Below are 25,867 nucleotides of genomic sequence, written 5' to 3' on the forward strand. Positions count from 1 at the left end.
TTACCGAGAATGGGGAGACTCCTGAACTGAATCGCCAGAAGTCAACCGCTCAAGGATAGCCGACGACCCGACGCCGACGCCAATCAGCACCGTCGGTCCCTCGGACGGGAGGTGTCGGACGATAGCCTCCCCCCATGGGCCTCACCCTCAGCGCCGCGGGCTTCCGGGCGTGGACGCAGCTGTGCGCGGGTGCGTTGTCGTCCGCGCGCGCCGAGATCGACGCCCTCAACGTGTTCCCCGTGCCCGACGGCGACACGGGCACGAACGCCTACCTGACCTTCATGTCCGGTGCCGACGCGGTCGAGGCGCTCGGACCGGAGGCCTCCTTCGAGCAGCTGGTCAAGACGTACGTCGACGGCCTCCTCACCGGCGCCAAGGGCAACACCGGCGTGATCTTGTCCCAGCTCGTGCGGGCCTGCTTCCGTGACCTCTCGCTCGTGGGGCCGGTCGAGGCCGCGGACGTCGCCCGGGCGTTCGTCGCGGCCTCGGACGCGGCGTGGGCCGCGGTCGGTGCCCCTGTCGAGGGCACCATCCTGTCGGTCGCGAAGGCCGCCGCGGTGGGCGCCGAGGACGCGGCCGAGGCCGGCGTCGACGGGCGCACGGTCTTCGGCAAGGCGGCGACCGCCGCCCGTGAGGCGCTCGCGCGCACGCCGTCGCAGATGGAGGTGCTGGCCCGTGCCGGCGTCGTCGACGCGGGCGGACGGGCGCTGGTCGTCGTGCTCGACGCCACGGAGCAGGCGCTCACCGGCCGGATCCCCGAGCAGGTCCGGGCCCACGTGCCGCAGCCGATCCGCGACGCCGACGACCTGCTGAGCGCGGACGGTCCGTCGTACGAGGTGATGTACCTCCTGGAGGCGGACGACGACCGCATCCCCGGGCTGCGGACCGACCTGATGGCGCTCGGCGACTCCCTCGTCGTCGTCGGCGGCGAGCGGCTCTGGAACGTCCACGTGCACGTCGACGACGTGGGCGCCGCGATCGAGGCCGGCATCGCGGCGGGCCGGCCGTACCGGATCGCGGTGACGCACTTCGCCGACCAGGTCGCGCGAGGGCCGCAGAAGGGCCGGGTCGTCATCACCGCGACCACCGGCGCGGGTCTGACCGCGCTCTGCGAGGAGGCCGGCGCGCGCACCCTGGAGTTCACCCGCGACACCCCGCTGACCGTCGCCGAGATGAGCGCGTCCCTGCGTGACGTGGGCGCCGACGAGATCATCGTGCTGCCCAACAACTTCCGCTACATCCGCCAGTTCGAGGCTGCGGCCCAGGCCGCCCGCCAGGACGGCGTGCGGGTCGCGGTCATCCCCACGAACGCCCAGGTGCAGGGCCTCGCGGCACTCGCGGTCCACGACCCGGGGCTCGGCTTCGACGAGGTCGTCGTCGCGATGTCGAGCGCTGCCGCGCACACCCAGCACGGCGCGGTGACGGTCGCGACGGAGCACGGCATCACGATGGCCGGACCGGTCGGTCCCGGCGACGTCCTCGGCGTGGTCACGGGCGACTTCACGGTGATCGGCGACGACGTGCTCGAGGTGGCGTACGAGGTCATCGACAAGATCTTGTCCCCGGCGGGTGAGATGGTGACTGTCGTGCTGGGCGAAGGGTCGGATCCGAGCTACGAGGCGTCGCTGCGCGCCTATCTCCGCACGATCCGCCCCGACGTCGACCTCCTGGTCTACGACGGCGGGCAGGAGAACTACCCGCTCTTCATCGCGGTCGAGTGATGGTCGACCTCACCACCAAGCTCGTCAACGTCCTCGGGGACAAGACCGCCACCCCCCTGGCCAAGGCCTTCGACATGCACGTCGTGGGCGATCTCCTGCGGCACTACCCGCGCCGCTACGTCGAGCTCGGCAAGCCGACCAACATGTCGGACCTGCGGGTCGGTCAGCACGCGACCGTCCTCGCCCGGGTCGTCGAGGCCAAGAACTACTCCTTCGGTCCGGGTGGCAAGCGCACGCGGACCGAGGTCATCGTGACGGACGACTCCGGGGCGCGGTTGTCGTTGACGTTCTTCCAGCAGCGCTGGCTCCAGGACCGCATGAAGCCGGGCAAGATGTGCCTGTTCTCCGGCGAGGTCGGCCAGTTCAACGGCCGGCTGCAGCTGACCCACCCCGACTACGACCTCTTCGACGAGGACGGTGACACCGCCGCATCGCGCCTGTCGCGCGGTGTGCTCCCGATCTATCGCGCGACCGCGAAGATCCCGACCTGGAAGCTCGAGAGCTTCATCGCGCTGTGCCTCGACAGCCTCGACGAGGTGGACGACCCGCTGCCCGAGCAGGTGCGGACCGCTCACGGCTTCGCCGGCACCCGCGCGGCGCTGGAGTCGATCCACCGCCCCCACACGATGGGCGAGGCGGTCACGGCGCGCGCCCGCTTCCGCTTCGAGGAGGCATTCATCGTCCAGACCGTGTTCGCCCAGCGGCGGCACGCCCTCGAGGACGACCGCGCGGCCGCCCGTCCAGCCGTCGACGGCGGCCTGCGCACGCGCTTCGAGCAGCAGCTCCCGTTCACCCTGACCGCCGGCCAGCGCGCGGTCGTGGAGGAGGTCGGAGCCGATCTCGCGCGTACGCACCCGATGCACCGGCTGCTGCAGGGAGAGGTCGGCTCGGGCAAGACCGTGGTCGCCCTGATGGCGATGCTGCAGGTCGTCGACGCCGGGGGACAGGCCGCGCTCCTGGCACCGACCGAGGTGCTCGCCTCGCAGCACTTCCGCGGCATCACGGCGCTGCTCGGCGACCTGGCCAAGGGCGGGATGCTCGGCGGGGCGGACGGCGCGACCCGCGTACGCCTGCTCACCGGATCGATGGGCGCCAAGGCCCGCAACGAGGCGCTGCTCGACGCCGCGTCCGGCGAGGCCGGCATCGTGATCGGCACCCACGCGCTGATCCAGGACCATGTGCAGTTCGCCGAGCTCGGGCTGCTGGTCGTCGACGAGCAGCACCGCTTCGGCGTCGAGCAGCGGGCCGCCCTGGTGGATCGCTCCGACGTCACCCCCCACGTGCTGGTGATGACGGCCACCCCCATCCCGCGGACCATCGCGATGTCGGTGTTCGGTGACCTCGAGGTCTCCACGCTGCGCGAGCTCCCCGCCGGTCGGCAGCCGATCCAGACCAACGTCGTCCCCTACGCCGAGCGACCCGGCTGGCTCGCCCGCGCGTGGGAGCGGGTGCGCGAAGAGGTCGGCAAGGGCCGCCAGGCGTACGTCGTGGTGTCACGCATCGGCGACGAGCCGTCCGAGAGCGACACGTCCTCGCTGGTCGAGCTGCACGAGGAGCTCGTGCACGGGCCGCTGCACGGGCTGCGGGTCGGCACGCTGCACGGTCGCATGAGCGCCGACGACAAGGACGCCGCGATGAACGCCTTCGCTGCCGGCACGATCGACGTGCTCGTCGCGACGACCGTGGTCGAGGTCGGTGTCGACGTCCCCAACGCCACGGTCATGGTCGTGATGGACGCCGACCGGTTCGGCGTGTCCCAGCTGCACCAGCTGCGCGGCCGGGTCGGGCGGGGGAGCGAGGCCGGGCTGTGCCTGCTCGTGACCGGCGCCGAGATCGACTCGCCGGCACGCGAGCGGCTCGACGCGGTCGCCTCCACGACCGACGGATTCGAGTTGTCGAAGCTCGATGTCGAGCTGCGCCGGGAGGGCGACGTGCTGGGCGCCCGCCAGTCCGGCGTACGGTCCAGCCTGCGGCTGCTGTCGGTGGTCAAGGACGAGGCGGTCATCGAGCAGGCCCGGGCGGCGGCCGACGAGATCGTCCTCGCCGATCCGACGCTGTCCCACCACCCGACACTGGCGGCCGCGGTCCACGAGCTCGAGCACTCCGAGCAGGCCGACTACCTGGAGCGGACATGACACGCATCATCGCCGGACGACACGGCGGCCGACAGATCAAGACCCCCAAGGGCGACGGCACCCGGCCCACCTCCGACCGGGTCCGGGAGGCGATGTTCTCCTCGATCGAGTCCGAGCTGGGCGGGCTCGAGGGCATCGCGGTGCTCGACCTCTACGCGGGCTCGGGCGCGCTCGGCATCGAGGCGATCTCCCGCGGCGCGGGGCACGCGGTGTTCGTCGAGGCGCACACCCAGACCGCCGCCGTGATCACCCGCAACCTGCGCGATCTCGGCGCCGACGGTGTCGTGGAGCGCACCAAGGCCGAGCGGTGGGTCGAGGACGGCGACCGGGACGTCTTCGACCTGGTGCTGATCGACCCGCCCTACGCGGTGCCGACCGACGCGGTGACGGCTCTCGTCCAAGGCGTCCTGGAGTCCTTCTCGCACGAGGACACCCTCTTCGTGGTCGAGCGCGCGACCCGCGACCCGTTCGTGTGGCCTGAGGGCGTCGAGGGCCTGCGCAACAAGAAGTACGGGGAGACCACGGTGTGGTTCGGACGCCCTGCGGTACGGTCACTGCCATGACGAAGGTCGTGTGCCCCGGGTCCTTCGACCCCGTGACCAATGGCCACCTCGACATCGTGGAGCGCTCGGCGCACCTGTTCGACGAGGTCGTGGTCGCGGTCCTGGTCAACGAGAACAAGCGGGGGCTGTTCTCGATCGACGAGCGGCTCGAGCTGCTCACCGAGGCGACCAAGCACCTGCCCAACGTCACGACGGCGTCCTTCACGGGCCTGCTCGTCGACTTCTGCACGACCAACGGCGTCGACGCGATCGTCAAGGGCCTGCGGGCGGTCACCGATTTCGACTACGAGCTGCAGATGGCGCAGATGAACGGCAGCCTGACCGACGTCGACACGGTCTTCATCCCGACGTCGCCGGAGTACTCGTTCCTGGCCTCCAGCCTGGTCAAGGAGGTCGCCAAGCACGGAGGCGACGTCTCGGGACTGGTGCCCGGATTCGTCAACGACGAGCTGAAGGCCAAGTACGCCTGAGGGATCACCGCCTCCGTGCGGTCACATCCGGCCCCGCCCATTCGTCAGGTGAGTGACAATGGCGACGAGAGGTGGACCGGATGGATCCCACGCACGCATTCGAGCTCGAGCGGCCGAGGCTGCTGAGCATCGCGGCCCGCGTGCTGGGCGATCCGGTCGAGGCCGAGGACGTGGTGCAGCAGGCCTGGCTGCGGCTGGACGCCGCTGAGGCTGACATCGCGAGCGCGCCCGCATGGCTGACGACCGTGACGACGCGGCTGTGCCTGGACCGGCTGCGTGCCCGCGTGCCCGTCCCGACCGAGCAGACGGCAGCTGTCGTCGAGACGGCTCCGGACCCGGCAGACGACGTCGCTCTGGCGGACTCCGTCGGGATCGCCCTCCACGTGGTGCTGGAGAGGCTGTCGCCCGCCGAGCGGGTCGCCTTCGTGCTCCACGACAGCTTCGGGTTCGAGTTCGCCACGATCGCGGTGATGCTGGAGACCACCCCCGCTGCGGCGCGCAAGCTGGCGTCACGGGCGCGGGCGAAGGTCAGGCAGCCGGCCTCCGAGGGCGGCCCGGCTGACTGGGAGGTCGTCGACGCGTTCATGGCCGCAGCCCGCGAGGGCGACTTCGAGCGTCTCCTCGCGATCCTCGCGCCGGACGCACAGGTGACAGCCGATGCGGCAGCGGTGGGGCAGGGCACGCCGGAGCTGATCCGCGGCCGGCAGCAGGTGGCGGAGTTCTTCAACGGCAGTGCCCACGCCGCGCTCCCGGTGTTCGTCGGGGACCGGCCGGGGGCCGCGTGGTTCAACCGCGGCGAGGCCAAGGTCCTGTTCGACTTCGACGTCGTCGACGGCCTGGTGCGCGGCATCGTGTTCCGCGCCGACGCCGACGTCCTCGCCCGCGTGACGCGGCGCGACCGCAGCGAGCGTCGCGGACCTGCCGACGCCTCCACCAGTGAGAGAGAAGGGGATCGACGATGAAGACCATGACCTGCCGCCAGCTCGGGGGGCCCTGCGACCTGCAGCACCGCGGAGAGACCGCCGATGACGTCATCAACGCCCAGGACCAGCACCTGAAGGAGGCGGAGAAGGCCGGCGACGCCACGCACCAGGAGGCCCGCGACGCCATGAAGAGCCGCTGGCGCCACCCGAAGAAGTCGCTCGGCTGGTACAACGACGCGAAGAAGGCGTTCGCCGCCCTGCCCGAGTCCTGACGCTCCGCCCGGCTCGGGCGGGACGGACCGATCTTTCGACGTTGACGTCGTCCCAGCAGCGCGAACGCCGAAAGATCCGTGCGGCGTACGACCGAAGTCTCGGCGTTGACGTCGCCCCAGCAGCGCGAACGTCGAAAGATCCGTGCGGCGCGGGGGCTCAGTCGGGCAGGTGGGGTGCCGCGACGGGGTCGCTCCGGCCGAGCTGGACGGCCCGGCGCAGCGCCGTCGAGCCGAACTTGTCGCGCACCGCGTCGATCGCGTCGTCGAGCTCGGCCCCGCTCGTGACGTCGAGCGGCAGCGCGAGCTGCGCGGGCTGGTCGTCGAGCGAGCCGACCGAGACCCCGACCAGGGTGATGCCCTTGTCCTTGATGACGCCGGCGCGCGAGGCCAGCAGCTGCCGGGCGACCTCGAGCACCGTCACGGTGTGGGCGGTGGGCCGCGCCAGGGTGTGCGACGACGTCGACCGGGTGAAGTCGCCGAACCGCAGCCGGATCGTCACGGTGCTGCCGGTACGTCCGGCGGCGCGCATGCGTCGGGTGACCCGGTCGACCAGCGTGAGCAGGACGAGGTCGAGATCGGCGGGGGAGTGATCGCCTCGGCCCATCGCGTGCTGGGCCCCCATCGAGCCGCGCCGCTTGCCGGTCTGCACCGGCCGCGGGTCGCGGTTGTGGGCGAGGGCGTGCAGGTGGCGCCCCGCGCCCGGTCCGAGCAGCTGGACGAGCTCGCCCTCGAACATCTCGGCCACGTCGCCGACGGTCGTCAGGCGGGCCTCGCGCAGCTTGGCGGACGTGACCTTGCCGACACCCCACAGGCGTTCGACGGGAAGGGCGTGCAGGAAGGTGAGCTCCTGCTCGACCGGCACGACCAGCATCCCCTCGGGCTTGGAGACCGCCGAGGCGACCTTGGCGAGGTACTTGGTGCGGGCCACCCCCACCGAGATCGGCAGGCCCACCCGGTCGCGGACGTCCGCGCGCAGCTGGGTCGCGATCGTCGACGGGGCGCCGCGGATGCGCCGCAGACCACCCACCTCGAGGAACGCCTCGTCGATCGAGATGCCCTCCACGAGGGGCGTCGTGTCGTGGAAGACGTCGAAAACTGCCCGGCTCGCCTCGGTGTAGGCGTTGAACCTGGCCGGCACCACGATCGCGTCGGGACACACCTGCAGCGCCTGGCGTCCACCCATAGCGGTGCGCACGCCACGCGCCTTGGCCTCATAGCTCGCGGCCAGGACCACCCCACCGCCCACGATGACCGGGCGGCCACGCAGGGCGGGGTCGTCGCGCTGCTCGACCGACGCGTAGAACGCGTCGAGGTCGGCGTGCAGGACGGTGCCCTCGGTCATGCTGGCATGCTGCCACCCGCCGCCGACACCTGCGCGTCCCGGGCGATTGGCCTCGGCGTGTGCCGGGGGGTTACGATTGACCTCGGCCTGCTTGCAGGTCTGTCTCTTGTCGTGCTCTTGGATGGATGGTTGATCGTGCTGTCCGGACCGCTGGTCTTCGATACCCACGAGATGGGTCGCAAGCCCGGTGCCGAACGTACCTTCACCCGCACCATCGAGGCGCCGGCAGAGATGGGTTACGACGTCTACGCCGTGCCCGAGGGCTCCACGATCGAGCTCGAGCTCCGGCTCGAGGCGATCATGGAGGGCGTCCTGGCGACAGGAACTTTCTCGGCGCGGGCCGTGGGCGAGTGTGTGCGGTGCCTGGAGCCCATCGACGAAGCTGTCGTGGTCGGCTTCCAGGAGCTCTTCCTCTACGAAGCACCCTCCAGCCAGGAGGAGGCGGACGAGGAGGATCATGTCCTCGAGGACGAGCTGCTCGACCTCGAACCCGTTCTGCGGGACGCGGTGGTGCTCGCACTCCCGCACAACCCGTTGTGTGGTCCGGACTGTCCGGGACTGTGCCCCGAGTGTGGGGCGCGACTCGCGGATGACCCAGATCACACACACGGTGAAGCGATCGACCCACGGTGGTCGGCGCTGAGCCAGCTGGCGGAGCAACCGGTCCCGTCAGCCGACCAGTCAGAGTCGGACATCGCGTCCGACCCCAGCAAGGAGTAGATCGTGGCCGTTCCGAAGAGGAAGATGTCGCGCAGCAACACGCGTCACCGTCGTTCGCAGTGGAAGACCACCGCGACGGCGATCGTCGACTGCGCCAACCCCGCGTGCGACTCCAAGGTGCAGCCGCACCACGCGTGCACCAAGTGTGGACAGTACGGAGCTCGCGGCGAGCGTCGCCAGGTCCTCTGATCTCTGCCGCAGCTGACGCTGGGGCGCTCCGGGAGGTCCTGGGAGTCCAGGACCTCGACCCGGAGCTGCTCCAGCATGCGCTGACACACCGCTCGTACGCGTACGAGAACGGCGGTGTGCCCAACAACGAGCGCCTGGAGTTCCTGGGGGACTCGGTGCTCGGCCTCGTCGTCACCGACACCCTCTTCACCGAGCATCCCGACCTGCCCGAGGGGCAGCTCGCGAAGCTCCGTGCGGCGGTCGTGAGCGCCAAGGCGCTGGCCGAGGTCGCGCGCACCCTCGGCATCGGCGAGCACGTGCGCCTGGGCCGCGGTGAGGAGACCACCGGGGGTCGCGACAAGGCCTCGATCCTGTCCGACACGGTCGAGGCCATCCTGGGCGCGATCTACGTCCAGTTCGGCATCGAACGTGCCGCGATGGTGATCCACCGGGTCTTCGACCCCGTGATCGCCGACGCCGCCAAGCTCGGTGCGGGCCTGGACTGGAAGACGTCGCTGCAGGAGATCTCCGCCAACAACGATCTCGGCGTGCCGCACTACGTCCTGGTGGGCACGGGGCCCGATCACAACAAGAGCTTCACCGCCGAGGTCGTCGTCGGCGAGCGGACGTTCAGCGGTGGCGCCGGCCGGTCCAAGAAGGAAGCCGAGCAGATGGTCGCCGAGATCGCCTGGCGCGAGATCAACGCCGGACTCGACCAGCCCGTCTCCTAGAGCCGTGCCCGAGCTGCCCGAGGTCGAGGTCGTCCGGCGCGGCATCGCCGACCACGTCGTCGGCCGCACCATCACGGGCGTGACGGTCCACGACGTCCGCTCGGTCCGTCGCCACCTCGCGGGCCCGGCCGACTTCCGCCACCGGCTCGAGGGCCGGACGGTCGTCGGCGCCGCCCGCCGCGGCAAGTACCTGTGGATCCAGCTCGCAGATCCCGAGGGCGGGGCGAGCGACGCGATCCTGTGCCACCTCGGCATGAGCGGGCAGTTCCTCGTCTCCGACGCGTCCGCGCCCCCGCAGCGGCACCTGCGCATCACGCTGGAGCTCGACGACGGGAATGAGCTCCGCTTCGCCGACCAGCGCATCTTCGGCGGCATGTCGTTCAGCGAGGACGGTGCCGAGCTGCCGCCCGAGATCGCCCACATCGCCCGTGACCCGCTCGACCCGTTGTTCGACCCCGCGGAGTTCGCGGCGCGGATCCGCAGGCGCCAGACCGGCGTCAAGCGCGCGATCCTCGACCAGACCCTCATCTCCGGCGTGGGCAACATCTACGCCGACGAGGCGCTGTGGCGCACACCGCTGCACTACGCCCGCAACACGCGGCACCTGCGCACGCGGGAGATCGAGTCGCTGCTCGGGCACATCGGCGACGTCATGCGTGAGGCGCTTGCGCAGGGTGGCACGTCGTTCGACGCGCTGTACGTCAACGTCAACGGCAACAGCGGCTACTTCGACCGGTCGCTGCAGGCGTACGGACAGGAGGGGGGGCCGTGCCAGCGGTGCGGCACGCCGATCCGCCGTGACCCGTTCATGAACCGGTCGTCGTTCTGGTGCCCGGTGTGCCAGCCGCGTCCGCGCAACGGCCGGTTCTGACTACGCTGGCGACATGAGCCTGACCCTGGAGCCCATGGGCGCCGCGCAGTTCGCGTCGTGGATGAACCACGTGATGCAGTGGTACGCGCAGGGCAAGGTCGACGCCGGCAGCTGGCCCGAGGAGGGCGCGTTCGAGCGGGCACGGCGGGAGAACGCCGAGCAGCTGCCCGACGGGGTGCAGACCCCCGGCAACCACTTCTTCGTGGGCACGGTGGACGGCAGGGAGGTGGGATTCCTCTGGCTCCACAGCGATCCGGACCAGTCCCCGCCGACGGCGACGATCGAGGCGATCGAGGTCCTCGAGAGCGAGCGCGGGCAGGGCCTCGGACGCGCGCTGCTCGAGGCGGCCGAAGGATGGTGCGCCGACCACAGCATCGCCACGCTGCGCCTGCACGTCTTCGGCCGCAACACCGCGGCGATCAACCTGTACGAGTCGGCCGGCTTCGAGGCCACCAACGTCCTGATGGCCAAGACGATCCGATGACCGACCAGCCCTACGGCGACGAGGCGTACGAACGTTTCGTCGACGAGCCGCCGAAACGTTCGGGACGTACGTCGTTCGAGCGCGACCGGGCCCGTGTCGTGCACTCCGCGGCCCTGCGACGGCTGTCGGCCAAGACCCAGGTCATGGGCGCAGGGTTCGACGACTTCGTGCGCAACCGGCTGACGCACTCGCTCGAGGTCGCCCAGGTCGCGCGCGAGCTCGGCAAGTCGCTCGGCTGTGACCCGGACGTCGTGGACTCCGCGGCACTGGCCCACGACCTGGGCCACCCGCCCTTCGGCCACAACGGCGAGGTCGCGCTCGACGAGGCGGCGCAGAACTGCGGCGGCTTCGAGGGCAACGCCCAGACGCTGCGGATCCTCAGCCGCCTGGAGTCCAAGGCGTTCGGGCCCGACGGTCGCAGCGTCGGGCTCAACCTCACCCGGGCCACGCTCTCGGCGTGCGTGAAGTATCCGTGGCGGCGGGGCGAGGTACCGGAGGCTGCGGGCAAGTTCGGGGTCTACACCGACGACCTGCCGGTCTTCGACTGGCTGCGTGACGGCGCCCCAGCCCGGCGCCGGCCGATCGAGGCACAGGTCATGGATCTGGCGGACGACATCGCATACTCGGTGCACGACGTCGAGGACGGCGTCGTGGGCGGCTGGTTCGGGCTGCGCGCCGGCGAGCTCGACATCGCGGCGATCCACGCGGTCGCACGGGACTGGTACGACGGGACCGCGACCGACGACCGGCTCGGCGCGGCGCTCGAGCGGCTGCAGGACCTGCCGGAGTGGCCCACCACGAGCTTCGACGGCAGCCGGGCCGAGCGGGCGGTCCTGAAGAGCCTCACGAGCGCCCTGATCGGACGCTTCGCCCACGCGGCCGAGGTCGCGACGGTCGAGGCCTGGGGTGGGGGACCGCTGACCCGCTTCGGTGCAGACCTGGAGGTCCCGGTCGGCACGCGCGACGAGATCACGGTGCTGAAGTCCATCGCAGCGCACTACGTGATGCGCGCGCACGACCGAGCGGGGCCGCTGGGACGCCAGCGCGAGCTGCTGCTGGCCCTCGTCGAGGCCCTGGACAGGTCCGAGGGCCGGGCGCTGGAGGCGGAGTTCGCGCAGGACTTCGCCCGCGCCGAGGACGATGCGGCCCGCCGCCGGGTCGTGATCGACCAGGTCGCGAGCCTCACCGACGTCTCGGCCCGCGCCTGGGGCCTGCGCCTGCTGGGATGAGCGGTCTTGCCGCTGGCGGACGGGTGGGCGGGGCCGACTAACATTCACCCCATGGCCGGGCGAATCAAGGACGAGGACATCCAGCTCGTCCGCGAACGTACCCGCATCGATGAGGTCGTCGAGCAGTACGTGACCCTCAAGAACGCCGGCGGTGGATCCCGCAAGGGGCTGTGCCCGTTCCACGACGAGAAGTCCCCGTCCTTCAACGTACGGCCGTCGGTGGGCTCCTACCACTGCTTCGGCTGCGGGGCCGGCGGTGACGTCTTCAAGTTCGTGATGGAGCTCGAGGGGCTCAGCTTCGTCGAGACCGTCGAGCGCCTCGCCGCCAAGGCGGGCATCACGCTGCGCTACGAGGAGGGCATCGGTCCGAGCGGACCGCGACGCGACCCCAACCAGCGCAATCGTCTGCTCGAGGCCCACCGCGAGGCGGGCGCCTTCTACGCCGCGGCGTTGCAGTCGTCGCCCGACGCGCAGGCGGGTCGCCAGTTCGTCCAGGACCGCGGCTTCGACCAGGCGGCCGCCGAGATGTTCGGCATGGGGTTCGCGCCGCGCGGGGGAGAGGCGCTGGTCGCCCATCTGCGCGGCAAGGGCTTCTCCGAGGACGAGCTCGTCACGGGAGGGCTCGCCAACCGCGGCACCCGCGGCCTCTACGACAAGTTCCGGGGCCGGCTGCTCTGGCCCATCCGGGAGATGACCGGTGAGATCATCGGCTTCGGCGCGCGTCGCATGTTCGACGACGACCGGGTCGAGGCGAAGTACCTCAACAGCCCCGAGACGCCCATCTACAAGAAGTCCCAGGTCCTCTACGGCATCGACCTGGCCCGCCGCTCGATCTCGTCCTCGAGCCAGGCGGTCATCGTCGAGGGCTACACCGACGTCATGGCCTGCCACCTGGCGGGTGTCACGACCGCGGTCGCCACGTGCGGCACCGCGTTCGGCGAGGACCACGCGCGGGTCATGCGCCGGCTCATGCTCGACGACCAGGCCTTCCATGGCGAGGTCATCTTCACCTTCGACGGCGACGAGGCCGGCCAGCGCGCGGCACTCAAGACGTTCAGCGGCGATCAGCAGTTCGTCGCCCAGACGTACGTCGCGGTCGAGCCGCGCGGCATGGACCCGTGCGATCTGCGCCTCGCCGACGGCGATGCGGCCGTACGCGACCTGGTGGCCTCGCGCATCCCGCTGTACCGCTTCGTGCTGGACAACCTGCTCGGCAAGTACGACCTCGACCGCGGCGATCAGCGCGTCGACGCCGTCCGCGAGGCCGTGGGCCTGGCCTCGGCCATCCGTGACAAGTCCAAGGTCGACGCGCTGCTGCGGGAGATCGCCGGGCGCGTCGGCACCGACGTCGACCAGGTGCGGGCCGAGCACCGCCGACGTGTCGCGTCCGCGCCCAAGGGCGCCGGTCAGCCGGCGACCCAGGAGGCGCCCACGGATGCGCTGCCGTCGCCCGCCGTCAACTTCGGCCAGCCGCAGTTCGCCGACGAGCGCGAGGCGTTGAAGGCGATCGTCCAGCACCCGCACCTGGCCGCCAGGTTCGCCGACGACATCGACGACAACGACTTCACCCACCCGATCTCCAAGCTGCTCTGGAAGCACATCGAGGCCATGCCGTGGCCGACCGGGCCCAACGCCAACTGGTTGCCGCAGCTGTCCGACTCGGTCCACGACGAGGACGCCAAGCGCATCCTGTCCATCGCGGCGGTCGAGCCGATGCGTGCCCGTGAGGGCAACACCGGCGCGGTCGTGTCGTCGATCCTCATGCGGCTGCAGCTGCTCACGCTGGGGCGCCGGATCGCGGAGATCAAGTCCAAGCTGCAGCGCACCAACCCGATCGACGAGGCGGAGAGCTACAACCGCATGTTCGGCGACCTGATCGCGCTCGAGCAGCAGTTCCGCACCCTGCGTGACCGATCGCTGAGTGGCGACGTCCCCAGCTGACGGCGGGCTCTCTCGCGATCCACAGGCGGGTCCTGGCGGGCTGACGGGCACGCGCCGGCGCCGCAGGGTGGTGGCGTGGATCGATTCGTCCGAGAGCTCCTGTCCCTGCCGTCGCTCGACGCCGAGCAGGAACGGGCCCTGGCCGTCCGTGCCGGTGAGGGCGATCGCGATGCCCGGGCAGACCTGATCACCGCAGGCCTGCGGCTCGTGGCTCTGCGGGCCTGTCTGCTGGGTCTGACGGGGGAGGACATGCGGGACGCCGTGCAAGCCGGCGCGGTCGGGCTGATCCGCGCGGTCGACCGATTCGACCCCGATCGCGGTGCGCGCCTCGCGACGTACGCCTGGCACTGGATCGGCGCCGAGATGTCGGTCGCCCGCCCACGCGACGTCCCGCTGGGCGAGGTCGATCCGCCGTACGCCGAGCCCGATGTGCTCGGCGACTCCCTGCTGGACGGTCTGTCCGACGACGCGGTGGCCGTGCTGAGCCTGCGGTTCGGAATCGGCCCCGGCGGCGGCTCGCCGATGCCGAGAATCGCCGTGGCACAGCGCCTGGGGGTGAGTGTGACGAGGATCCGGACGATCGAGGGTGAGGCGATGCGACAACTCCGTGAGGGGCTTGCTAAAGTTGTCGACCGTGCTCCTCTTCAACGAGAAGCCGATCCCCCATAGCTCAATTGGCAGAGCATTCGACTGTTAATCGGAGGGTTCTTGGTTCGAGTCCAAGTGGGGGAGCAGGACCCACGAGACCCCCGCTCCGGCGGGGGTTTCGTCGTTTCCGGCCCCGCCCCGGTGGTCGGTTTCCCACGGGACCGTGGGGTTTCGTCACTTCCCTCGCGTCACAACACGAGGGAAGTGACCAATTCCCACGGGACCGTGGGAAACCGCGAAAGCGGGGCGGGGCGGAGCGGGTTGGGGTGCGGGGGGCGGGGTAAGCCCTCGGGCACGTCGGCCGGCCGTGGTCGGCGGGATCGGGGGGACCGACATGGGTGACGTGCTGACGGGACCTGCGCGAGGGCTGTTCGACGCCGGTGGACGCGCGTTGGCCGCCGCGTTCGGCGGGCTGGCGCGCGTGCGACCTGCGGCCAAGCCCCTGCACCCACGCGGCCGGCTGTACGACGCTGCGATCGAGCGGCGGGGGATGGACGAACTCGTCGGGGTCCCGTGGATCGACGAGGCCGGGGTGACGACGGGCCTGGTCCGGCTGTCGCGCGCCGCAGGGCTCCCGTCCGCCCTTCCGGACATCCACGGCATGGCGATCCGCCTGCCCACGGACGGAGGCGGCCACGGCGACCTCCTCCTGGCCACGACGGGCCTCGGCCGCATCACGCGCTACGTGCTCGTCCCCGGTGCGACGGCGGACCACCGGTCCTACTCGACCCTCATCCCGTACAGGACGCAGGCGGGTCCGCTCAACCTCGCTGCGATGCCTGCTCCCGACGAGGACCGCGCCTTCGATCTCGCCTGTGCCACGACGCGCGGCACGTGGACGGTCTTCGCTCGCATGCAGCTGGCCCAGTCGCCCTCCGAGGACTCGCCGTCGTTCGACCCGGTGCTCAACACCCTCCCGGGCCTTGCCTACTACGACTGGGCGACGCGGTTGCGCGAGAGGTCCTACCGGGCCGCGCGGCACTCCCGGGCGGACCGCTGACTCACTCGCCCCAGGTGAGCCCGAAGACCTCGAACGACGCCGCGTGCGTGGTGCCCAGGCGCGAGCCGGTCGGCCGTGACATGCCCTCGAGAAACTCCGCGGGGTCGAAGTGCTCCCACCCCAGACCCTCGATGTACGCCCGATGGGCCGCGAGTGACTCGACGCCGCGGTCGAACGTCTCGGTGGTGTCCACCGCGTGCGTTGCGTCGGGCGACCCGGCCGCCCACACCTGCCTGACCCCACCCCAGGGCTCGAGGCCCTCGACGAGCTGCTCGGAGAAGATCCACCGGTTGCCCGCGTCGCCGGCCGCGTTGAGAGCGGCCCGGCCGACCGCCATGTGATCGGGCTGATTGGGCGCCGAACCGCCCCACGACTCGCGGAAGTTGTTGGTCACGATGATCTCGGGACGGTGCCGCCGCACGACCGCGGTGATCGCGCGGCGCAGCGACACCCCGTACTCCAGCACCCCGTCGGGCAGCCCCAGGAACTCGACGGTCTCGACGCCGACGATCCGCGCGGACTCGATCTGCTCGTCCATCCGCACCTCACGGCACTCGTCCGGCGGCAGGGCGTCGATGCCGGCCTCGCCGCTCGTGACCATGCAGTAGACGACGGTCTTGCCCTGCGCGGTCCATCTCGCGACGGCCGCCGCGGCGCCGAACTCGACATCGTCGGGATGTGCCACGACGACGAGAGCGCGTTCCCAGCTCTCGTCGACGGGTTCGAGGGGTGTGGGCTCCATGTCGATAGGCTAAGCCCGCATTCCCTAGGGGAGGTAGCTCAGCTGGTTAGAGCAGGGGACTCATAATCCCTGGGTCGCGGGTTCGAGCCCCGCCCTCCCTACCGACAGAAGGGCCGGCCATGCGCGATGCGGTGATCTTCGACATGGACGGCACGCTGTGCGACACGAGCAGCATCCAGCACATGGTGGAGGGCGACGACAAGGACTTCGCCGCGTTCCACGCCGCGTCCGCCGACTGTCCTGCGCACGCGGACGTGGTCGAGGCCGCGAGGGCGCAGCATGAGCAAGGCCGTGCCGTGCTGGTCGTGACGTCGCGCGAGTTCATCTGGCGCGACCTGACGCTCGACTGGCTCGTCGCGCACGACGTCCCGTACGACGCGCTCTACATGCGGATCGTGGGGGACTACCGCAAGGACGTGGTGATCAAGTCCGAGATCTTGCAGCGCATCGCGGACGACGGCTACACGGTCCTCGAGGCCTGGGACGACAAGCCTGCGGTCGTCAACCTCTGGCGCGAGCACGACATCGTCGTGCACGTCGTCGGCTGAAGAGCTACAGGCCGAATGTGGCGCGCTGGTCGACCGGGACCAGGTCGAGGAACGTCGGGTTGTCGCGGATGACCTTGGGCACGAACGGGCAGTAGGGGAGCACGCTGCCGCCACGGGCGGCGATCTCCTCGAGCGCGCCGGTGATCAGCCGGCCGCCGATGCCCTGCCCCTCGAACTGCGAGAACACGCGAGTGTGCGGGAGGGCGTACTCGTCGCCGTCCTTGCGGTAGTCGACGAAGCCTGCCAGCTCGCCGTCCACCGTGATCTCGAAGCGGGAATCGCCGGGATTGTCCTGCACGGAGGTCGTCATCGGACACTCTCCTCGGGTGAGATGTTGTCTGCGGACGTGGAAGTACGACACAATGGTCGCAGGTGCACCCAAGACGCTGGGGAAGGCGACACTAGGGAGGCACCGATGAACATGTCTTCGCCGACGATCCCCACGCGGGGAGTGCTGTTTGTGCACTCATCCGCGTCTGCGCTGTGCCCGCACGTCGAGTGGGCGGTGGCCGGAGTGCTGGGCGGTACGCCCGACCTCTCCTGGGTGCCGCAGCCCGTCGAGCCCGGTACGTACCGGGCCGAGCTCTCGTGGCAGGCGCCCGCGGGCACCGCGGCGGCGCTGGCCTCTGCCCTGCGGGGCTGGGAGCAGCTGCGGTACGAGGTCACCGAGGAGCCGACGGCGTCCAGCGAGGGCGCCCGCTACTCCTACACGCCCAAGCTCGGGATCTTCCACGCGATGACCGGCCTCCACGGCGACATCCTCATCCCCGAGGACCGCATCAAGGCGTTCCGGGTGAAGGCCTCGCTCGGCGAGGTCGACATCGAGACCGCGCTCGACGGTCTGCTGGGCGTGGCGTGGGACGCCGAGCTGGAGCCGTTCCGGCACGCCGGCGACGGTGCCCCGGTGCGCTGGCTGCACCAGGTGATCTGACGGGGTCGTACGTCAGCCGATCTCGACCTCGACCGTCGGGGTCGACAGGCCGGTGACGACGTTCTTGATCCTGAACTCGCGCCCGCCCGTGCGGGAGGTGTAGAGCTCGGCCTTGAACTCGCCGCCGTCGCGGGTCTTGGTCTGGATCGGGAAGTCGTCCCAGTCCTGGTCCTCGCCGACGTCGCGCACCTCGACCTGGAGGGTCTGTCCCGCGTCGCTGTCGGGGAACTCGCCGGTCAGGAAGAAGCGCTCGCCCGGCGACACCTGCGTGCTGGACGCCTCGATGGACGGCTTGGGCGCCTCCTCGGGGGACTTCGGCTTGGGCGCGGGCTTGGGCTTGGCGGCCTTGGTGGGCTCGGGGGTCGTCGGCGCCGCGATGGGCGGCAGGTCGACCCCGCCGATGCCGCTGGCGCTGACGAGCGCAGCCCCACCGAGGCCCAGCACACTGCCGATGACCAGTCCGGTCAGCGCGAATCGCGTGGCGAACCAGGCGGGGTTGCCACGGCGCTCGCGCTCGTCAGGGGTCACGTCTCATACCTCGTTGCTCGCGGTGGAGTGGTCGCCACGGACGACGGCACGCGCGGTGCGTCGGCGGGCGGTTGGGAACCATCATGCCGGACCACGGCGTCGATCGCGTCCTGCACCGTGACCATCGAGTCGATCGTGTCGTCGGACAGGTGGACGTCGAACCGGCGTCCCAGCTCCTCACCCACCTCGACGAGGGTCAGGGAGTCGGTGCCGAGGTCCGCAAGGACTGCGCCGGGCCTCACGTCACGTGCGTGGCAGCCCACCGCGCCGACGAGGATGTCGGTCAGCTGGTCTTGGACTGCGGACGACGACGGCACGCGGCCAGTCTACCGACGGGGTGCGACGGGTCACGTCCCCGTGGAGATCGTTCGTCGTACCCCCAGCGCCGCCCAGACCTAGACTGGATCGATGGAGAGCATCGAGGACGTGCAGCACGTCGTGGTGCACGGCCACCGCCGGGCGTACCGCATGTGCGGCTCCGGCCCGGCCCTCCTTCTGGTGCACGGCCTGGCCTGTGACTCCTCGACCTGGCTCGAGGTCATGCCCACGCTGGCCGAACGCTTCACGGTGATCGCACCCGATCTGCTCGGGCACGGCCAGTCCGACAAGCCCGACGCCGACTACTCCCTCGGCGGCTACGCCAACGGCATGCGTGACCTGCTGACGGTGCTGGGCATCGACAAGGTCACGGTCGTGGGCCACAGCTTCGGGGGAGGGGTCGCGATGCAGTTCGCGTACCAGTTCCCCGACCGCACCGAGCGGGTCGTCCTGGTGGCGACCGGCGGGCTCGGCAGGGAGGTCACGCCGCTCATCCGCTTCCTCACGGTCCCGGGCAGCGGGCTCGCGATCGGCGCGGCCACGAGCAGCCCGCTGCGTCCTGTCGTGAGCGCGGCGATGCGTACGCTCGCGCGTCTGCCGGTCCGCGCGACCCGCGACCTCGGCGAGGTCGCCACCATCTACGAGGCCCTCGCCGATCCGGCCCAGCGGCGGGCGGTGCAGCGGGTCACCAGCCACGTGCTCAACTGGCACGGCCAGTCCGTCACGATGACGGACCGCAGCTACCTGGCCCGGCTCATGCCCGTGCTCGTGATCTGGGGACGCGACGACGTGGTCATCCCCGCCTCGCACGCCGACCTCGCGCCCACCCAGGTCTCCGACGTCCACGTGCTCGAGGACTCCGGGCACTTCCCGCACAAGGACCACCCCGAGAAGGTCGCCCGCCTCGTGACGGAGTTCGTCGACAGCACAGAGCCGGCCCACTACCACCGCGGACGGTGGAGGGCGCTGCTGCGCCGCGGTGGCGAGTACGAGCTGGAGAGCGTCACGCCGTCGGCTTGACGGTGGCCGCCTCGGACGCGTCCGCCGCCTCGGACTCGAGCTGCGGCGACTCGTCGTCGGTGTGCGCCGTCGCTGCCCGTTTGCGTTTCTGCCGTCGGGTGTTGCCGGTGACCAGCGCGCCGATGTAGACCGCGAGGGCGCCGATGACCAGACCGCCGATGTCGTCGGCGATGTAGTGCCAGCCGAGGTACAGCGTGGCCAGGATCGTGAAGCCGAGGTAGATCCACGCGGTGTAGCGGACCGCGCGGGCGATGCCCGCGAAGTGCAGGAACAGTGCGAGCGTGAAGACGACCGAGACGTGCAGCGAGGCGAAGCCCGCGATGCCGTAGATCTTGTCGCCCTGCGGGTCCTCCTTGAAGCCGAACGCGCCACGCAGCAAGGACATCTGCAGCTGGGTCGCCCCGTTGTCGGGGAGATCGGCGAATCGCTGGGGCTCGTAGAACGCCGGGCCGAGGGTGGGCAGCGAGTAGTAGCTGACGACCCCGAGGACCCAGTTGAGGCTGACGGCTGTCGCGTACCAGGCGCCGACCGTGAAGTCGCGGTGCAGCACGAGGACCGCGCCGACCGTGATCGGCACGATCGGCAGGTACAGCACGTACAGGATGGCAAGCACCTGTGCAGTGATCGTCGTGCCCAGCAGATCGTGCAGCACCGTGGCCGGGTTGTTGCCGAAGAACATCCAGTGGTCGAGCTCGAGCAGCTCCCGGTCGTGCAGGGTGTCGCCCGCGAGAAGCGGGAGATAGCTCTTCAGGTTCCGGTAGCTGACGTAGCAGATGTAGAACGAGATCATGCCCGTCGCGACGTACAGCACGCGGCGCATGCTCCACTCGTCACGGACGATCGTGGCGACCCCGCGAAACGCGTTCTTGAACCCGTAGCGATAGATCGACTGGGGCACGATCGCGACGCCGAAGATCAGCAGACCGATCAGCGGCAGCCGGATGTAGGCGGGCCCGAGGAACCCCTCGGGGTCCTTCAGACCCACGTCCAGGTGCTGCGAGTAGTAGATGGTCACGACGCCGACCAGGAGGGACAGGCAGAACGCGAACGCGTACGGCCAGCGGAGGAACGCAGCAGGCCAACGGAGCATGGACGTCATCTTAAACGCCCATGCTGAGAGCCTGCTGCGAACCCCGGTGTCAGGCGTCGCCTCCCACCTGCTGAACCCCTGCGACCGCAGTCGGGTCGTCGATGCGGAATGTGGCGAAGGCCTCACGAACCGTCTCCGACGGGATCGAACCCTGCTGAGCCAGGCTCTGCAGGACGCCCACCACGATCGACTCGGCGTCGACCTGGAACGTCCGTCGTGCGGCCGCGCGGGTGTCGGCGAAGCCGAAACCGTCCGTGCCGAGCGACTGCCACGGTCCGGGGACCCAGCGGGCGATCTGGTCGGGCACCGCGCGCATGTAGTCGCTGACCGCGACCGTGACCGCGGAGGTGTCCATGAGTCGGGACGTGATGTACGGCACGCGGCTGTACTCGCCCGGGTGGTTGAGGTTCCACTTCTCGGCGGCGACAGCGTCGCGCGCCAGCTCGTTCCACGAGGTCACCGACCAGACGTCGGCGGCGACGCCGAACTGCGAGGCGAGGATCTCCTGGGCCTTCAGCGCCCACGGCACCGCGACGCCGGACGCCATGATGCGCGCCGTGACGTTGCCCTCGGTCGCCTTCTTGTAGACGTACGCACCCTTGAGCATGCCCTCGACGTCCACGCCCTCCGGCTCGGCGGGCTGGTTGAACGCCTCGTTGTAGACCGTGAGGTAGTAGATGATGTCCTCGCCGTGCGGGTGCGCATCGGTCGAGCCGTACATCCGCTCGAGGCCGGCCTTGACGATGTGGCTGATCTCGAAGCTGAACGCCGGGTCGTAGTGCACGACCGCGGGATTGGTCTGCGCGATGAGCGGCGAGTGACCGTCCGCGTGCTGCAGACCCTCACCCGTCAGCGTCGTACGTCCCGCGGTGGCGCCGATGAGGAAGCCACGCGCGAGCTGGTCGGCCATCGCCCAGATCGAGTCGGCGGTCCGCTGGAAGCCGAACATCGAGTAGAAGAGGTAGACCGGGATCATCGGCTCGCCGTGCGTGGAGTACGCGCTGCCGGCCGCGATCGTCGACGCCATCGCGCCGGCCTCGCTGATGCCCTCGTGCAGCAGCTGACCCTGGGCGGACTCCTTGTACGCCAGGAGCAGCTTGCGGTCGACCGACTCGTACGTCTGGCCGGCCGGGTTGTAGATCTTGGCCGACGGGAACATCGAGTCCATGCCGAACGTGCGGTACTCGTCGGGCGCGATCGGGACGATGCGACGTCCGATCTCCGGATCCTTCATGAGGTCACGGAGCAGGCGGACGAACGCCATCGTGGTGGCGATCTGCTGCTTGCCCGAGCCCTTCTTGAGCTCCTCGTAGACCGACGGGTCGGGCAGCTTGACCGACGTCGGGTTGACGATGCGCTGGGGCAGACCGCCGCCGAGAGCCTCCCGGCGGGCCTTCATGTACTGGATCTCCTCGGAGTCCTCACCCGGGTGGTAGAACGGCGCGATGTCGCTGCCGTCGATCTGCTCGTCCGTGACGGGGATGTTGAGGCGGTCGCGGAAGCCCTTGAGGTCGTCCTTGGTGAGCTTCTTCATCTGGTGGGTCGCGTTGCGGCCCGCGAACGACTCGAGGAGCCAGCCCTTGATGGTGTGGGCGAGGATCACGGTCGGCTGGCCGGTGTGCTTCTGCGCGGCCTCGAATGCGGCGTAGACCTTGCGGTAGTCGTGACCGCCGCGGGGGAGACGCTCGATGTCCTCGTCGCTGAGGTGCTCCACGATCTTGCGCAGGCGCGGGTCGGGACCGAAGAAGTTCTCCCGGTTGTAGGCGCCGGTCTCGACCGAGAGGGTCTGGAACTCGCCGTCGGGCGTGCGGTTCATCTGGTTGACGAGCACGCCGTCGGTGTCACGGGCCAGCAGGTCGTCCCACTCACGTCCCCAGACGACCTTGATGACGTTCCAGCCGGCTCCACGGAACGTCGACTCCAGCTCCTGGATGATCTTGCCGTTGCCGCGGACGGGTCCGTCGAGCTGCTGCAGGTTGCAGTTGACCACGAAGGTCAGGTTGTCGAGCTCTTCACGAGCCGCCACGCCGATCGCACCGAGCGACTCGACCTCGCCCATCTCGCCGTCGCCGAGGAACGCCCAGACGTGCTGCTGGCTCGTGTCCTTGATGCCGCGGTTGTGCAGGTAGCGGTTGAAGCGCGCCTGGTAGATCGCGTTGATCGCACCGAGGCCCATCGAGACCGTGGGGAACTCCCAGTAGTCCGACATGAGGCGCGGGTGCGGGTACGACGACAGGCCCTTGCCGACGCCGTGCGAGCGCTCCTGGCGGAAGCGGTCGAGGGTCTCCTCGTCGAAGCGGCCCTCCAAGAACGAACGCGCGTAGATGCCGGGCGCGGCGTGACCCTGGAAGTAGATCTGGTCGCCACCACCGGGGTGGTTCTTGCCCCGGAAGAAGTGGTTGAAGCCGACCTCGTACAGGCTCGCTGCCGACTGGTACGACGCGATGTGACCGCCGACGCCGAGGCCGGGACGGTTGGCGCGCGAGACCATGACGGCCGCATTCCACCGGATGAACGCGCGGATGCGGCGCTCGATCGCCTCGTTGCCCGGGAACCACGGCTCACGCTCGGGCGGGATGGTGTTGATGAAGTCGGTGCTCCGCAGCGCGGGCACCCCGACGTTCTGCTCACGTGCCCGCTCAAGAAGCTTCAGCATCACGTAGCGGGCACGACTCCGTCCGCGGCTGTCGACCATCTCGTCGAGGGAGCTGAGCCACTCAGCGGTCTCGTCGGGGTCGATGTCAGGCAGTTGGGTCGGGAGACCCTCGTGGATGACGGTCGGACGTTCCTGGCCGGATTGCGGCATGTTCTCTCCCAGATGTCTTATGGACGTGTCCATCATTCCACTCCGAGTTCGCTACTGTGAGACCGGCAACGTTGCTGATCAACCTACTTTTGAGTAGGTTTTCGTCGAACTTGAGGAGACATACCGGTGGACGCGGGCAAGCTGGGCTTCGATCCTGACACCGTCATCCAGGAACTTGGCTGGGATGAGGACGTCGATGAAGAGCTTCGGGTCGAGATCGAGCGTCACACCGGCAACAACCTGGTGGACGGCGAGCACGGCGACGATGTCGAAGGTGTGATCCTGTGGTGGCGCGACGGCGACGGTGATCTCACCGATGCGCTCGTCGACTCGCTCGCCGACCTGGTCGAGGGTGGCTCGGTCTGGCTGCTGACGCCGAAGGTGGGGCGCGACAACTACGTGCCGGGCGCCGACGTGGTCGAGGCGGCGGAGATCGCCGGCCTCTCGGTCACGACGACGTCCTCAGCCACGGCCGACTGGGCCGCCACCAAGCTCACCGCGCACAAGCGCTGAGGCCGAGCGAGCGCAGCGAGGGAGCGCCGAGGCGCGCCAGCGAAGCGTGAGCGTTCGCGGCGAAGCCGCCAGCCGCGAGGCGTGGTGGGGGGAAGGGCTCGCCCAACCCCTAAAGGGCTAGCCCAACCCAAACCCAACCCCAACTCATCACGCCGAACGCGACGACCTCTCGTACGCTGTCGCCATGACTCTCACGATCGGCGACTCCGCCCCCGACTTCACGCTCAAGAACCAGCACGGCGAGGACGTCTCGCTGTCGTCGTTCCGCGGTGAGAAGAACGTCGTCCTGGTGTTCTTCCCGTTCGCGTTCAGCGGCATCTGCACCGGCGAGCTGTGCGAGATCCGCGACAACCTCAGCGCGTTCGAGACCGATGACGCCGAGGTGCTGGCGGTCTCGTGCGACCACTTCTTCTCCAATCGGGCCTTCGCGGACCGCGACGGCTACGAGTTCTCGATCCTCAGCGACTTCTGGCCGCACGGTGAGGTCTCGCGCGCGTACGGCACGTTCAACGACGGCGCGGGCGCCCCGAACCGCGGCACGTTCGTGATCGATCGCGACGGCATCCTGCGCTGGCAGGTCGTCAACGGCATCGGCGACGCGCGCGACTTCGGCGCCTACCGTGCGGCTCTGGCCGACCTGTCCTAGACATTCGTCCCAGTCCGTCTAATCGGCTGCGGCCCGATGGTCGGATGGACCATGATGAGCGTGCTGCGGCTGCCAGGGACCCGAGACCTTGGCAGCCGCCGCTTGCGTCCGGGCCCGACCCCGCTGATGGGTTCGGCTGCGCCGGCTGGGGTAGTCTTCCGCTGGTCCTGAGGGCGAATAGCTCAGTTGGTTAGAGCATCCGGTTTACACCCGGAAGGTCGGGGGTTCGAGTCCCTCTTCGCCCACCGTCGAACGTCGCCGAGAACGGCTCCGCGCGGATACCGCCTCGCGGATGCCCGGCCCCTCGTAGCATCGGCTGATGCTGTCCTGCCTGGCCCGGCAGAGTGTGTTCTTCCATCCGGTGTCGGTCGCGGTCCTGGTCGTCGCTGCGGCGCAGCATCCCGACTACGATCCGGGGGACGACGACTCGGTGCCGAAGTGAGCCGCAAGCCCGTAGCGGCCCGGCGGTGGAGGCGGGGATTCCCAGGAGAACCCCGAAACCTGGCACCCGACACAGGTTGCGCGCGGGGTGAGGTGTCGGATTCCTGGGTTCTCCTGGGAAACTGCGCTGCGGTGGCAGCCCGCCTGTTAGATCACCGCGTCGCTTCGCGGCGTCCCACCCTCTTGCGGCGCTGGTAGGTCTCCCAGGCCCAAATGCCGCCGGCGATGGCGAGGGCCAACGAGATCGTGTACCTCAGCACGAGCCACCACCCGTGGTCGAGGAACTCCAAGTCCAGCCACCTGACCAGCACCATGGCGGTCACCCACTGGATGCCGAAGAGGCCCCAGAACAATCCGCGCGCGGTCTCGGCACGCGGTGAACGTCGTCCGGGGTCTATCGGACGACGATCGTCATGACATGTTCGGGCTGGGCGTTCACACGCCTCCGCCGCCGAAGGGGTTGATCTTGGACTCGGTGCCCGCCGCGCCGTGGAAGCTGGCCCTGGACGCGGCCTGAGCGGACCTGATCGAGGCGATCTCCTCGCGGGTGCGGCCGTCCCAGTAAGACGGTCGCTTGACCGCCCGGTAAGCGGCCCAGGCGAAGCAACCAACGAGCAGGACGGCGACGGCGGCGACCAGAATCCACATGAACATGATTGGTTCCTCACGCGAGAGACGTGCGGCGGTTGGGTGGCCAGTGTAACGCTCATCACCTCTATGCGCGGTGATAAGAACAACCTCTCGCGAATGCCTATCCCATCGTAGGATCGGCGGATGCTGTCCTACATGGCCCGACAGAGCGTGTTCTTCTACCCGCTGTCGGTCGCGGCCCTGGTCGTCGCAGCGGGGTACTGCGCGGTGACGGGCCGTTGGGGCTTGGTGGCAGGCATCGTCATGTTGGCGGTCTTCTCTTGGTTCCAGCACCTGATCGCGCAGGGATGGATCAGGGCGGGCGAGGACAAGGACATCAGCGAGTGGCTCCGGCAGAATCCCGACTACGAGCCGGACAGTGACGGCTCGGTGCCGGAATGACCCTCGCCGCCGGCGGACTTTCCCAGGAGAACCC

31 protein-coding genes and 3 tRNA genes are annotated in these 25,867 nt (G+C 69.7%); 25 read left to right on the forward strand and 9 right to left on the reverse strand.

Annotation, left to right across the window (positions count from 1 at the left end):
* Positions 1-134 precede the first annotated feature (134 nt).
* The 6 genes from GEV26_RS06010 (at position 135) to GEV26_RS06035 (ending at position 6,084) form a co-directional block, all read left to right on the forward strand.
* Complete coding sequence (locus GEV26_RS06010; protein WP_153652220.1) at positions 135-1,721, forward strand: DAK2 domain-containing protein; 1,587 nt, start codon at positions 135-137, stop codon at positions 1,719-1,721.
* A complete protein-coding gene (recG, locus tag GEV26_RS06015; protein ID WP_153652221.1) occupies positions 1,721-3,856 on the forward strand; it encodes an ATP-dependent DNA helicase RecG in 2,136 nt (711 codons plus the stop codon). Before GEV26_RS06010 ends, recG begins: the two co-directional genes overlap by 1 nt.
* A complete protein-coding gene (rsmD, locus tag GEV26_RS06020) occupies positions 3,853-4,419 on the forward strand; it encodes a 16S rRNA (guanine(966)-N(2))-methyltransferase RsmD (protein WP_153652222.1) in 567 nt (188 codons plus the stop codon). The genes recG and rsmD overlap by 4 nt, the downstream gene beginning before the upstream one ends.
* Positions 4,416-4,889, forward strand: coding sequence for a pantetheine-phosphate adenylyltransferase (gene coaD / locus GEV26_RS06025; protein WP_153652223.1), 474 nt, complete (start codon positions 4,416-4,418; stop codon positions 4,887-4,889). Before rsmD ends, coaD begins: the two co-directional genes overlap by 4 nt.
* An 80-nt stretch (positions 4,890-4,969) precedes the next feature.
* A complete protein-coding gene (locus tag GEV26_RS06030; protein WP_153652224.1) occupies positions 4,970-5,851 on the forward strand; it encodes a sigma-70 family RNA polymerase sigma factor in 882 nt (293 codons plus the stop codon).
* The gene (locus tag GEV26_RS06035) at positions 5,848-6,084 is read left to right on the forward strand and encodes a DUF1059 domain-containing protein (protein ID WP_153652225.1); all 237 of its coding nucleotides are present in this window, start codon (positions 5,848-5,850) and stop codon (positions 6,082-6,084) included. Before GEV26_RS06030 ends, GEV26_RS06035 begins: the two co-directional genes overlap by 4 nt.
* Positions 6,085-6,241: 157 nt before the next feature.
* Here the strand turns inward: GEV26_RS06035 and dinB are convergent, their stop codons facing one another.
* Complete coding sequence (gene dinB / locus GEV26_RS06040) at positions 6,242-7,426, reverse strand: DNA polymerase IV (protein ID WP_153652226.1); 1,185 nt, start codon at positions 7,424-7,426, stop codon at positions 6,242-6,244.
* A 6-nt stretch (positions 7,427-7,432) separates the two neighbouring features.
* On the opposite strand from dinB, the gene GEV26_RS06045 reads away from it, so the two are divergent.
* The 10 genes from GEV26_RS06045 to GEV26_RS06090 all read left to right on the forward strand — a co-directional run bounded on the left by GEV26_RS06045 (position 7,433) and on the right by GEV26_RS06090 (position 15,218).
* Entirely contained in the window at positions 7,433-8,146 is a 714-nt protein-coding gene (locus GEV26_RS06045; RefSeq protein ID WP_153652227.1) for a YceD family protein, read from the forward strand.
* 3 nt (positions 8,147-8,149) lie between these two features.
* Entirely contained in the window at positions 8,150-8,335 is a 186-nt protein-coding gene (rpmF, locus tag GEV26_RS06050; protein ID WP_056607529.1) for a 50S ribosomal protein L32, read from the forward strand.
* Complete coding sequence (gene rnc, locus GEV26_RS06055) at positions 8,335-9,045, forward strand: ribonuclease III (RefSeq protein ID WP_309222234.1); 711 nt, start codon at positions 8,335-8,337, stop codon at positions 9,043-9,045. Before rpmF ends, rnc begins: the two co-directional genes overlap by 1 nt.
* Positions 9,046-9,049: 4 nt before the next feature.
* The gene (mutM, locus tag GEV26_RS06060) at positions 9,050-9,916 is read left to right on the forward strand and encodes a bifunctional DNA-formamidopyrimidine glycosylase/DNA-(apurinic or apyrimidinic site) lyase (protein WP_153652228.1); all 867 of its coding nucleotides are present in this window, start codon (positions 9,050-9,052) and stop codon (positions 9,914-9,916) included.
* Positions 9,917-9,929: 13 nt separating this feature from the next.
* Positions 9,930-10,400: a GNAT family N-acetyltransferase gene (locus GEV26_RS06065; protein WP_153652229.1), complete on the forward strand. Its 471-nt coding sequence runs from the start codon at positions 9,930-9,932 to the stop codon at positions 10,398-10,400.
* The gene (locus tag GEV26_RS06070) at positions 10,397-11,629 is read left to right on the forward strand and encodes a deoxyguanosinetriphosphate triphosphohydrolase (protein ID WP_153652230.1); all 1,233 of its coding nucleotides are present in this window, start codon (positions 10,397-10,399) and stop codon (positions 11,627-11,629) included. Before GEV26_RS06065 ends, GEV26_RS06070 begins: the two co-directional genes overlap by 4 nt.
* Before the next feature lie 51 nt (positions 11,630-11,680).
* A complete protein-coding gene (gene dnaG, locus GEV26_RS06075) occupies positions 11,681-13,570 on the forward strand; it encodes a DNA primase (protein WP_153652231.1) in 1,890 nt (629 codons plus the stop codon).
* A 75-nt stretch (positions 13,571-13,645) separates the two neighbouring features.
* Positions 13,646-14,239, forward strand: a complete 594-nt coding sequence (locus GEV26_RS06080; RefSeq protein WP_153652232.1) for a sigma factor — start codon at positions 13,646-13,648, stop codon at positions 14,237-14,239.
* A tRNA-Asn gene (locus GEV26_RS06085) sits at positions 14,230-14,302 on the forward strand. Before GEV26_RS06080 ends, GEV26_RS06085 begins: the two co-directional genes overlap by 10 nt.
* Positions 14,303-14,552: 250 nt before the next feature.
* Positions 14,553-15,218 (forward strand): hypothetical protein, encoded by a 666-nt coding sequence (locus tag GEV26_RS06090; RefSeq protein WP_153652233.1) that lies wholly within the window; start codon positions 14,553-14,555, stop codon positions 15,216-15,218.
* 1 nt (position 15,219) lies between these two features.
* Here the strand turns inward: GEV26_RS06090 and GEV26_RS06095 are convergent, their stop codons facing one another.
* Complete coding sequence (locus tag GEV26_RS06095) at positions 15,220-15,960, reverse strand: PIG-L deacetylase family protein (protein ID WP_153652234.1); 741 nt, start codon at positions 15,958-15,960, stop codon at positions 15,220-15,222.
* A gap of 27 nt (positions 15,961-15,987) precedes the next feature.
* On the opposite strand from GEV26_RS06095, the gene GEV26_RS06100 reads away from it, so the two are divergent.
* Positions 15,988-16,061, forward strand: a tRNA-Met gene (locus GEV26_RS06100).
* 18 nt (positions 16,062-16,079) lie between these two features.
* Entirely contained in the window at positions 16,080-16,508 is a 429-nt protein-coding gene (locus tag GEV26_RS06105) for a phosphatase domain-containing protein (RefSeq protein WP_153652235.1), read from the forward strand.
* 4 nt (positions 16,509-16,512) lie between these two features.
* Here GEV26_RS06105 and GEV26_RS06110 read toward each other — a convergent pair whose 3' ends face one another.
* The gene (locus GEV26_RS06110; RefSeq protein WP_153652236.1) at positions 16,513-16,818 is read right to left on the reverse strand and encodes a GNAT family N-acetyltransferase; all 306 of its coding nucleotides are present in this window, start codon (positions 16,816-16,818) and stop codon (positions 16,513-16,515) included.
* A 150-nt stretch (positions 16,819-16,968) separates the two neighbouring features.
* Here GEV26_RS06110 and GEV26_RS06115 point away from each other — a divergent pair, with 150 nt between their 5' ends.
* Positions 16,969-17,439, forward strand: coding sequence for a DUF3145 domain-containing protein (locus tag GEV26_RS06115; protein ID WP_459562275.1), 471 nt, complete (start codon positions 16,969-16,971; stop codon positions 17,437-17,439).
* A gap of 12 nt (positions 17,440-17,451) precedes the next feature.
* On the opposite strand, the gene GEV26_RS06120 is transcribed toward GEV26_RS06115, so the two are convergent.
* Both GEV26_RS06120 and GEV26_RS06125 read right to left on the reverse strand, forming a co-directional pair.
* Positions 17,452-17,967, reverse strand: a complete 516-nt coding sequence (locus GEV26_RS06120) for a hypothetical protein (RefSeq protein ID WP_153652237.1) — start codon at positions 17,965-17,967, stop codon at positions 17,452-17,454.
* Positions 17,964-18,284, reverse strand: coding sequence for an acyl carrier protein (locus GEV26_RS06125; RefSeq protein ID WP_153652238.1), 321 nt, complete (start codon positions 18,282-18,284; stop codon positions 17,964-17,966). Before GEV26_RS06125 ends, GEV26_RS06120 begins: the two co-directional genes overlap by 4 nt.
* Before the next feature lie 91 nt (positions 18,285-18,375).
* Between GEV26_RS06125 and GEV26_RS06130 the strand changes: the two genes are divergently transcribed.
* Complete coding sequence (locus tag GEV26_RS06130; RefSeq protein WP_153652239.1) at positions 18,376-19,305, forward strand: alpha/beta fold hydrolase; 930 nt, start codon at positions 18,376-18,378, stop codon at positions 19,303-19,305.
* Here the strand turns inward: GEV26_RS06130 and GEV26_RS06135 are convergent.
* Both GEV26_RS06135 and aceE read right to left on the reverse strand, forming a co-directional pair.
* The gene (locus tag GEV26_RS06135; protein WP_153652240.1) at positions 19,289-20,395 is read right to left on the reverse strand and encodes a phosphatase PAP2 family protein; all 1,107 of its coding nucleotides are present in this window, start codon (positions 20,393-20,395) and stop codon (positions 19,289-19,291) included. The two genes, GEV26_RS06130 and GEV26_RS06135, sit on opposite strands and share 17 nt — an antisense overlap.
* A gap of 49 nt (positions 20,396-20,444) precedes the next feature.
* Entirely contained in the window at positions 20,445-23,201 is a 2,757-nt protein-coding gene (gene aceE / locus GEV26_RS06140) for a pyruvate dehydrogenase (acetyl-transferring), homodimeric type (protein WP_153652241.1), read from the reverse strand.
* A 126-nt stretch (positions 23,202-23,327) separates the two neighbouring features.
* Between aceE and GEV26_RS06145 the strand changes: the two genes are divergently transcribed.
* From GEV26_RS06145 to GEV26_RS18135, 4 genes are all read left to right on the forward strand, one after another.
* On the forward strand, positions 23,328-23,714 hold the full coding sequence (locus GEV26_RS06145; protein ID WP_153652242.1) for a DUF3052 domain-containing protein: 387 nt from the start codon (positions 23,328-23,330) through the stop codon (positions 23,712-23,714).
* 184 nt (positions 23,715-23,898) lie between these two features.
* On the forward strand, positions 23,899-24,360 hold the full coding sequence (locus tag GEV26_RS06150; RefSeq protein ID WP_153652243.1) for a peroxiredoxin: 462 nt from the start codon (positions 23,899-23,901) through the stop codon (positions 24,358-24,360).
* Positions 24,361-24,531: 171 nt separating this feature from the next.
* Positions 24,532-24,605 (forward strand) — tRNA-Val (locus tag GEV26_RS06155).
* A 74-nt stretch (positions 24,606-24,679) separates the two neighbouring features.
* A complete protein-coding gene (locus GEV26_RS18135) occupies positions 24,680-24,802 on the forward strand; it encodes a hypothetical protein (protein WP_279586763.1) in 123 nt (40 codons plus the stop codon).
* 151 nt (positions 24,803-24,953) lie between these two features.
* On the opposite strand, the gene GEV26_RS06160 is transcribed toward GEV26_RS18135, so the two are convergent.
* Complete coding sequence (locus tag GEV26_RS06160) at positions 24,954-25,124, reverse strand: hypothetical protein (protein ID WP_153652244.1); 171 nt, start codon at positions 25,122-25,124, stop codon at positions 24,954-24,956.
* Positions 25,125-25,236: 112 nt separating this feature from the next.
* Positions 25,237-25,455 (reverse strand): hypothetical protein, encoded by a 219-nt coding sequence (locus GEV26_RS06165; protein ID WP_153652245.1) that lies wholly within the window; start codon positions 25,453-25,455, stop codon positions 25,237-25,239.
* 120 nt (positions 25,456-25,575) lie between these two features.
* Here GEV26_RS06165 and GEV26_RS06170 point away from each other — a divergent pair, with 120 nt between their 5' ends.
* The gene (locus GEV26_RS06170) at positions 25,576-25,833 is read left to right on the forward strand and encodes a hypothetical protein (RefSeq protein ID WP_153652246.1); all 258 of its coding nucleotides are present in this window, start codon (positions 25,576-25,578) and stop codon (positions 25,831-25,833) included.
* Positions 25,834-25,867 lie beyond the last annotated feature (34 nt).

Origin of the sequence: Aeromicrobium yanjiei (assembly GCF_009649075.1) — a bacterium.
Lineage (GTDB): Bacteria > Actinomycetota > Actinomycetes > Propionibacteriales > Nocardioidaceae > Aeromicrobium > Aeromicrobium yanjiei.

What these genes read in the sequence shown, in the direction of transcription:
- dnaG (WP_153652231.1), top strand. Translation starts at nt 11,681, where the DNA reads ATGGCCGGGCGAATCAAGGACGAGGACATCCAGCTCGTCCGCGAACGT.
- GEV26_RS06010 (WP_153652220.1), top strand. Translation starts at nt 135, where the DNA reads ATGGGCCTCACCCTCAGCGCCGCGGGCTTCCGGGCGTGGACGCAGCTG.
- GEV26_RS06030 (WP_153652224.1), top strand. Translation starts at nt 4,970, where the DNA reads ATGGATCCCACGCACGCATTCGAGCTCGAGCGGCCGAGGCTGCTGAGC.
- rsmD (WP_153652222.1), top strand. Translation starts at nt 3,853, where the DNA reads ATGACACGCATCATCGCCGGACGACACGGCGGCCGACAGATCAAGACC.
- GEV26_RS06095 (WP_153652234.1), bottom strand. Translation starts at nt 15,960, where the DNA reads ATGGAGCCCACACCCCTCGAACCCGTCGACGAGAGCTGGGAACGCGCT.
- GEV26_RS18135 (WP_279586763.1), top strand. Translation starts at nt 24,680, where the DNA reads ATGCTGTCCTGCCTGGCCCGGCAGAGTGTGTTCTTCCATCCGGTGTCG.
- GEV26_RS06150 (WP_153652243.1), top strand. Translation starts at nt 23,899, where the DNA reads ATGACTCTCACGATCGGCGACTCCGCCCCCGACTTCACGCTCAAGAAC.
- GEV26_RS06090 (WP_153652233.1), top strand. Translation starts at nt 14,553, where the DNA reads ATGGGTGACGTGCTGACGGGACCTGCGCGAGGGCTGTTCGACGCCGGT.
- GEV26_RS06165 (WP_153652245.1), bottom strand. Translation starts at nt 25,455, where the DNA reads ATGTTCATGTGGATTCTGGTCGCCGCCGTCGCCGTCCTGCTCGTTGGT.
- aceE (WP_153652241.1), bottom strand. Translation starts at nt 23,201, where the DNA reads ATGCCGCAATCCGGCCAGGAACGTCCGACCGTCATCCACGAGGGTCTC.
- GEV26_RS06065 (WP_153652229.1), top strand. Translation starts at nt 9,930, where the DNA reads ATGAGCCTGACCCTGGAGCCCATGGGCGCCGCGCAGTTCGCGTCGTGG.
- GEV26_RS06070 (WP_153652230.1), top strand. Translation starts at nt 10,397, where the DNA reads ATGACCGACCAGCCCTACGGCGACGAGGCGTACGAACGTTTCGTCGAC.
- GEV26_RS06035 (WP_153652225.1), top strand. Translation starts at nt 5,848, where the DNA reads ATGAAGACCATGACCTGCCGCCAGCTCGGGGGGCCCTGCGACCTGCAG.
- GEV26_RS06170 (WP_153652246.1), top strand. Translation starts at nt 25,576, where the DNA reads ATGCTGTCCTACATGGCCCGACAGAGCGTGTTCTTCTACCCGCTGTCG.
- recG (WP_153652221.1), top strand. Translation starts at nt 1,721, where the DNA reads ATGGTCGACCTCACCACCAAGCTCGTCAACGTCCTCGGGGACAAGACC.
- coaD (WP_153652223.1), top strand. Translation starts at nt 4,416, where the DNA reads ATGACGAAGGTCGTGTGCCCCGGGTCCTTCGACCCCGTGACCAATGGC.
- GEV26_RS06135 (WP_153652240.1), bottom strand. Translation starts at nt 20,395, where the DNA reads ATGCTCCGTTGGCCTGCTGCGTTCCTCCGCTGGCCGTACGCGTTCGCG.
- dinB (WP_153652226.1), bottom strand. Translation starts at nt 7,426, where the DNA reads ATGACCGAGGGCACCGTCCTGCACGCCGACCTCGACGCGTTCTACGCG.
- GEV26_RS06130 (WP_153652239.1), top strand. Translation starts at nt 18,376, where the DNA reads ATGGAGAGCATCGAGGACGTGCAGCACGTCGTGGTGCACGGCCACCGC.
- GEV26_RS06110 (WP_153652236.1), bottom strand. Translation starts at nt 16,818, where the DNA reads ATGACGACCTCCGTGCAGGACAATCCCGGCGATTCCCGCTTCGAGATC.
- GEV26_RS06105 (WP_153652235.1), top strand. Translation starts at nt 16,080, where the DNA reads ATGCGCGATGCGGTGATCTTCGACATGGACGGCACGCTGTGCGACACG.
- GEV26_RS06045 (WP_153652227.1), top strand. Translation starts at nt 7,433, where the DNA reads ATGCTGCCACCCGCCGCCGACACCTGCGCGTCCCGGGCGATTGGCCTC.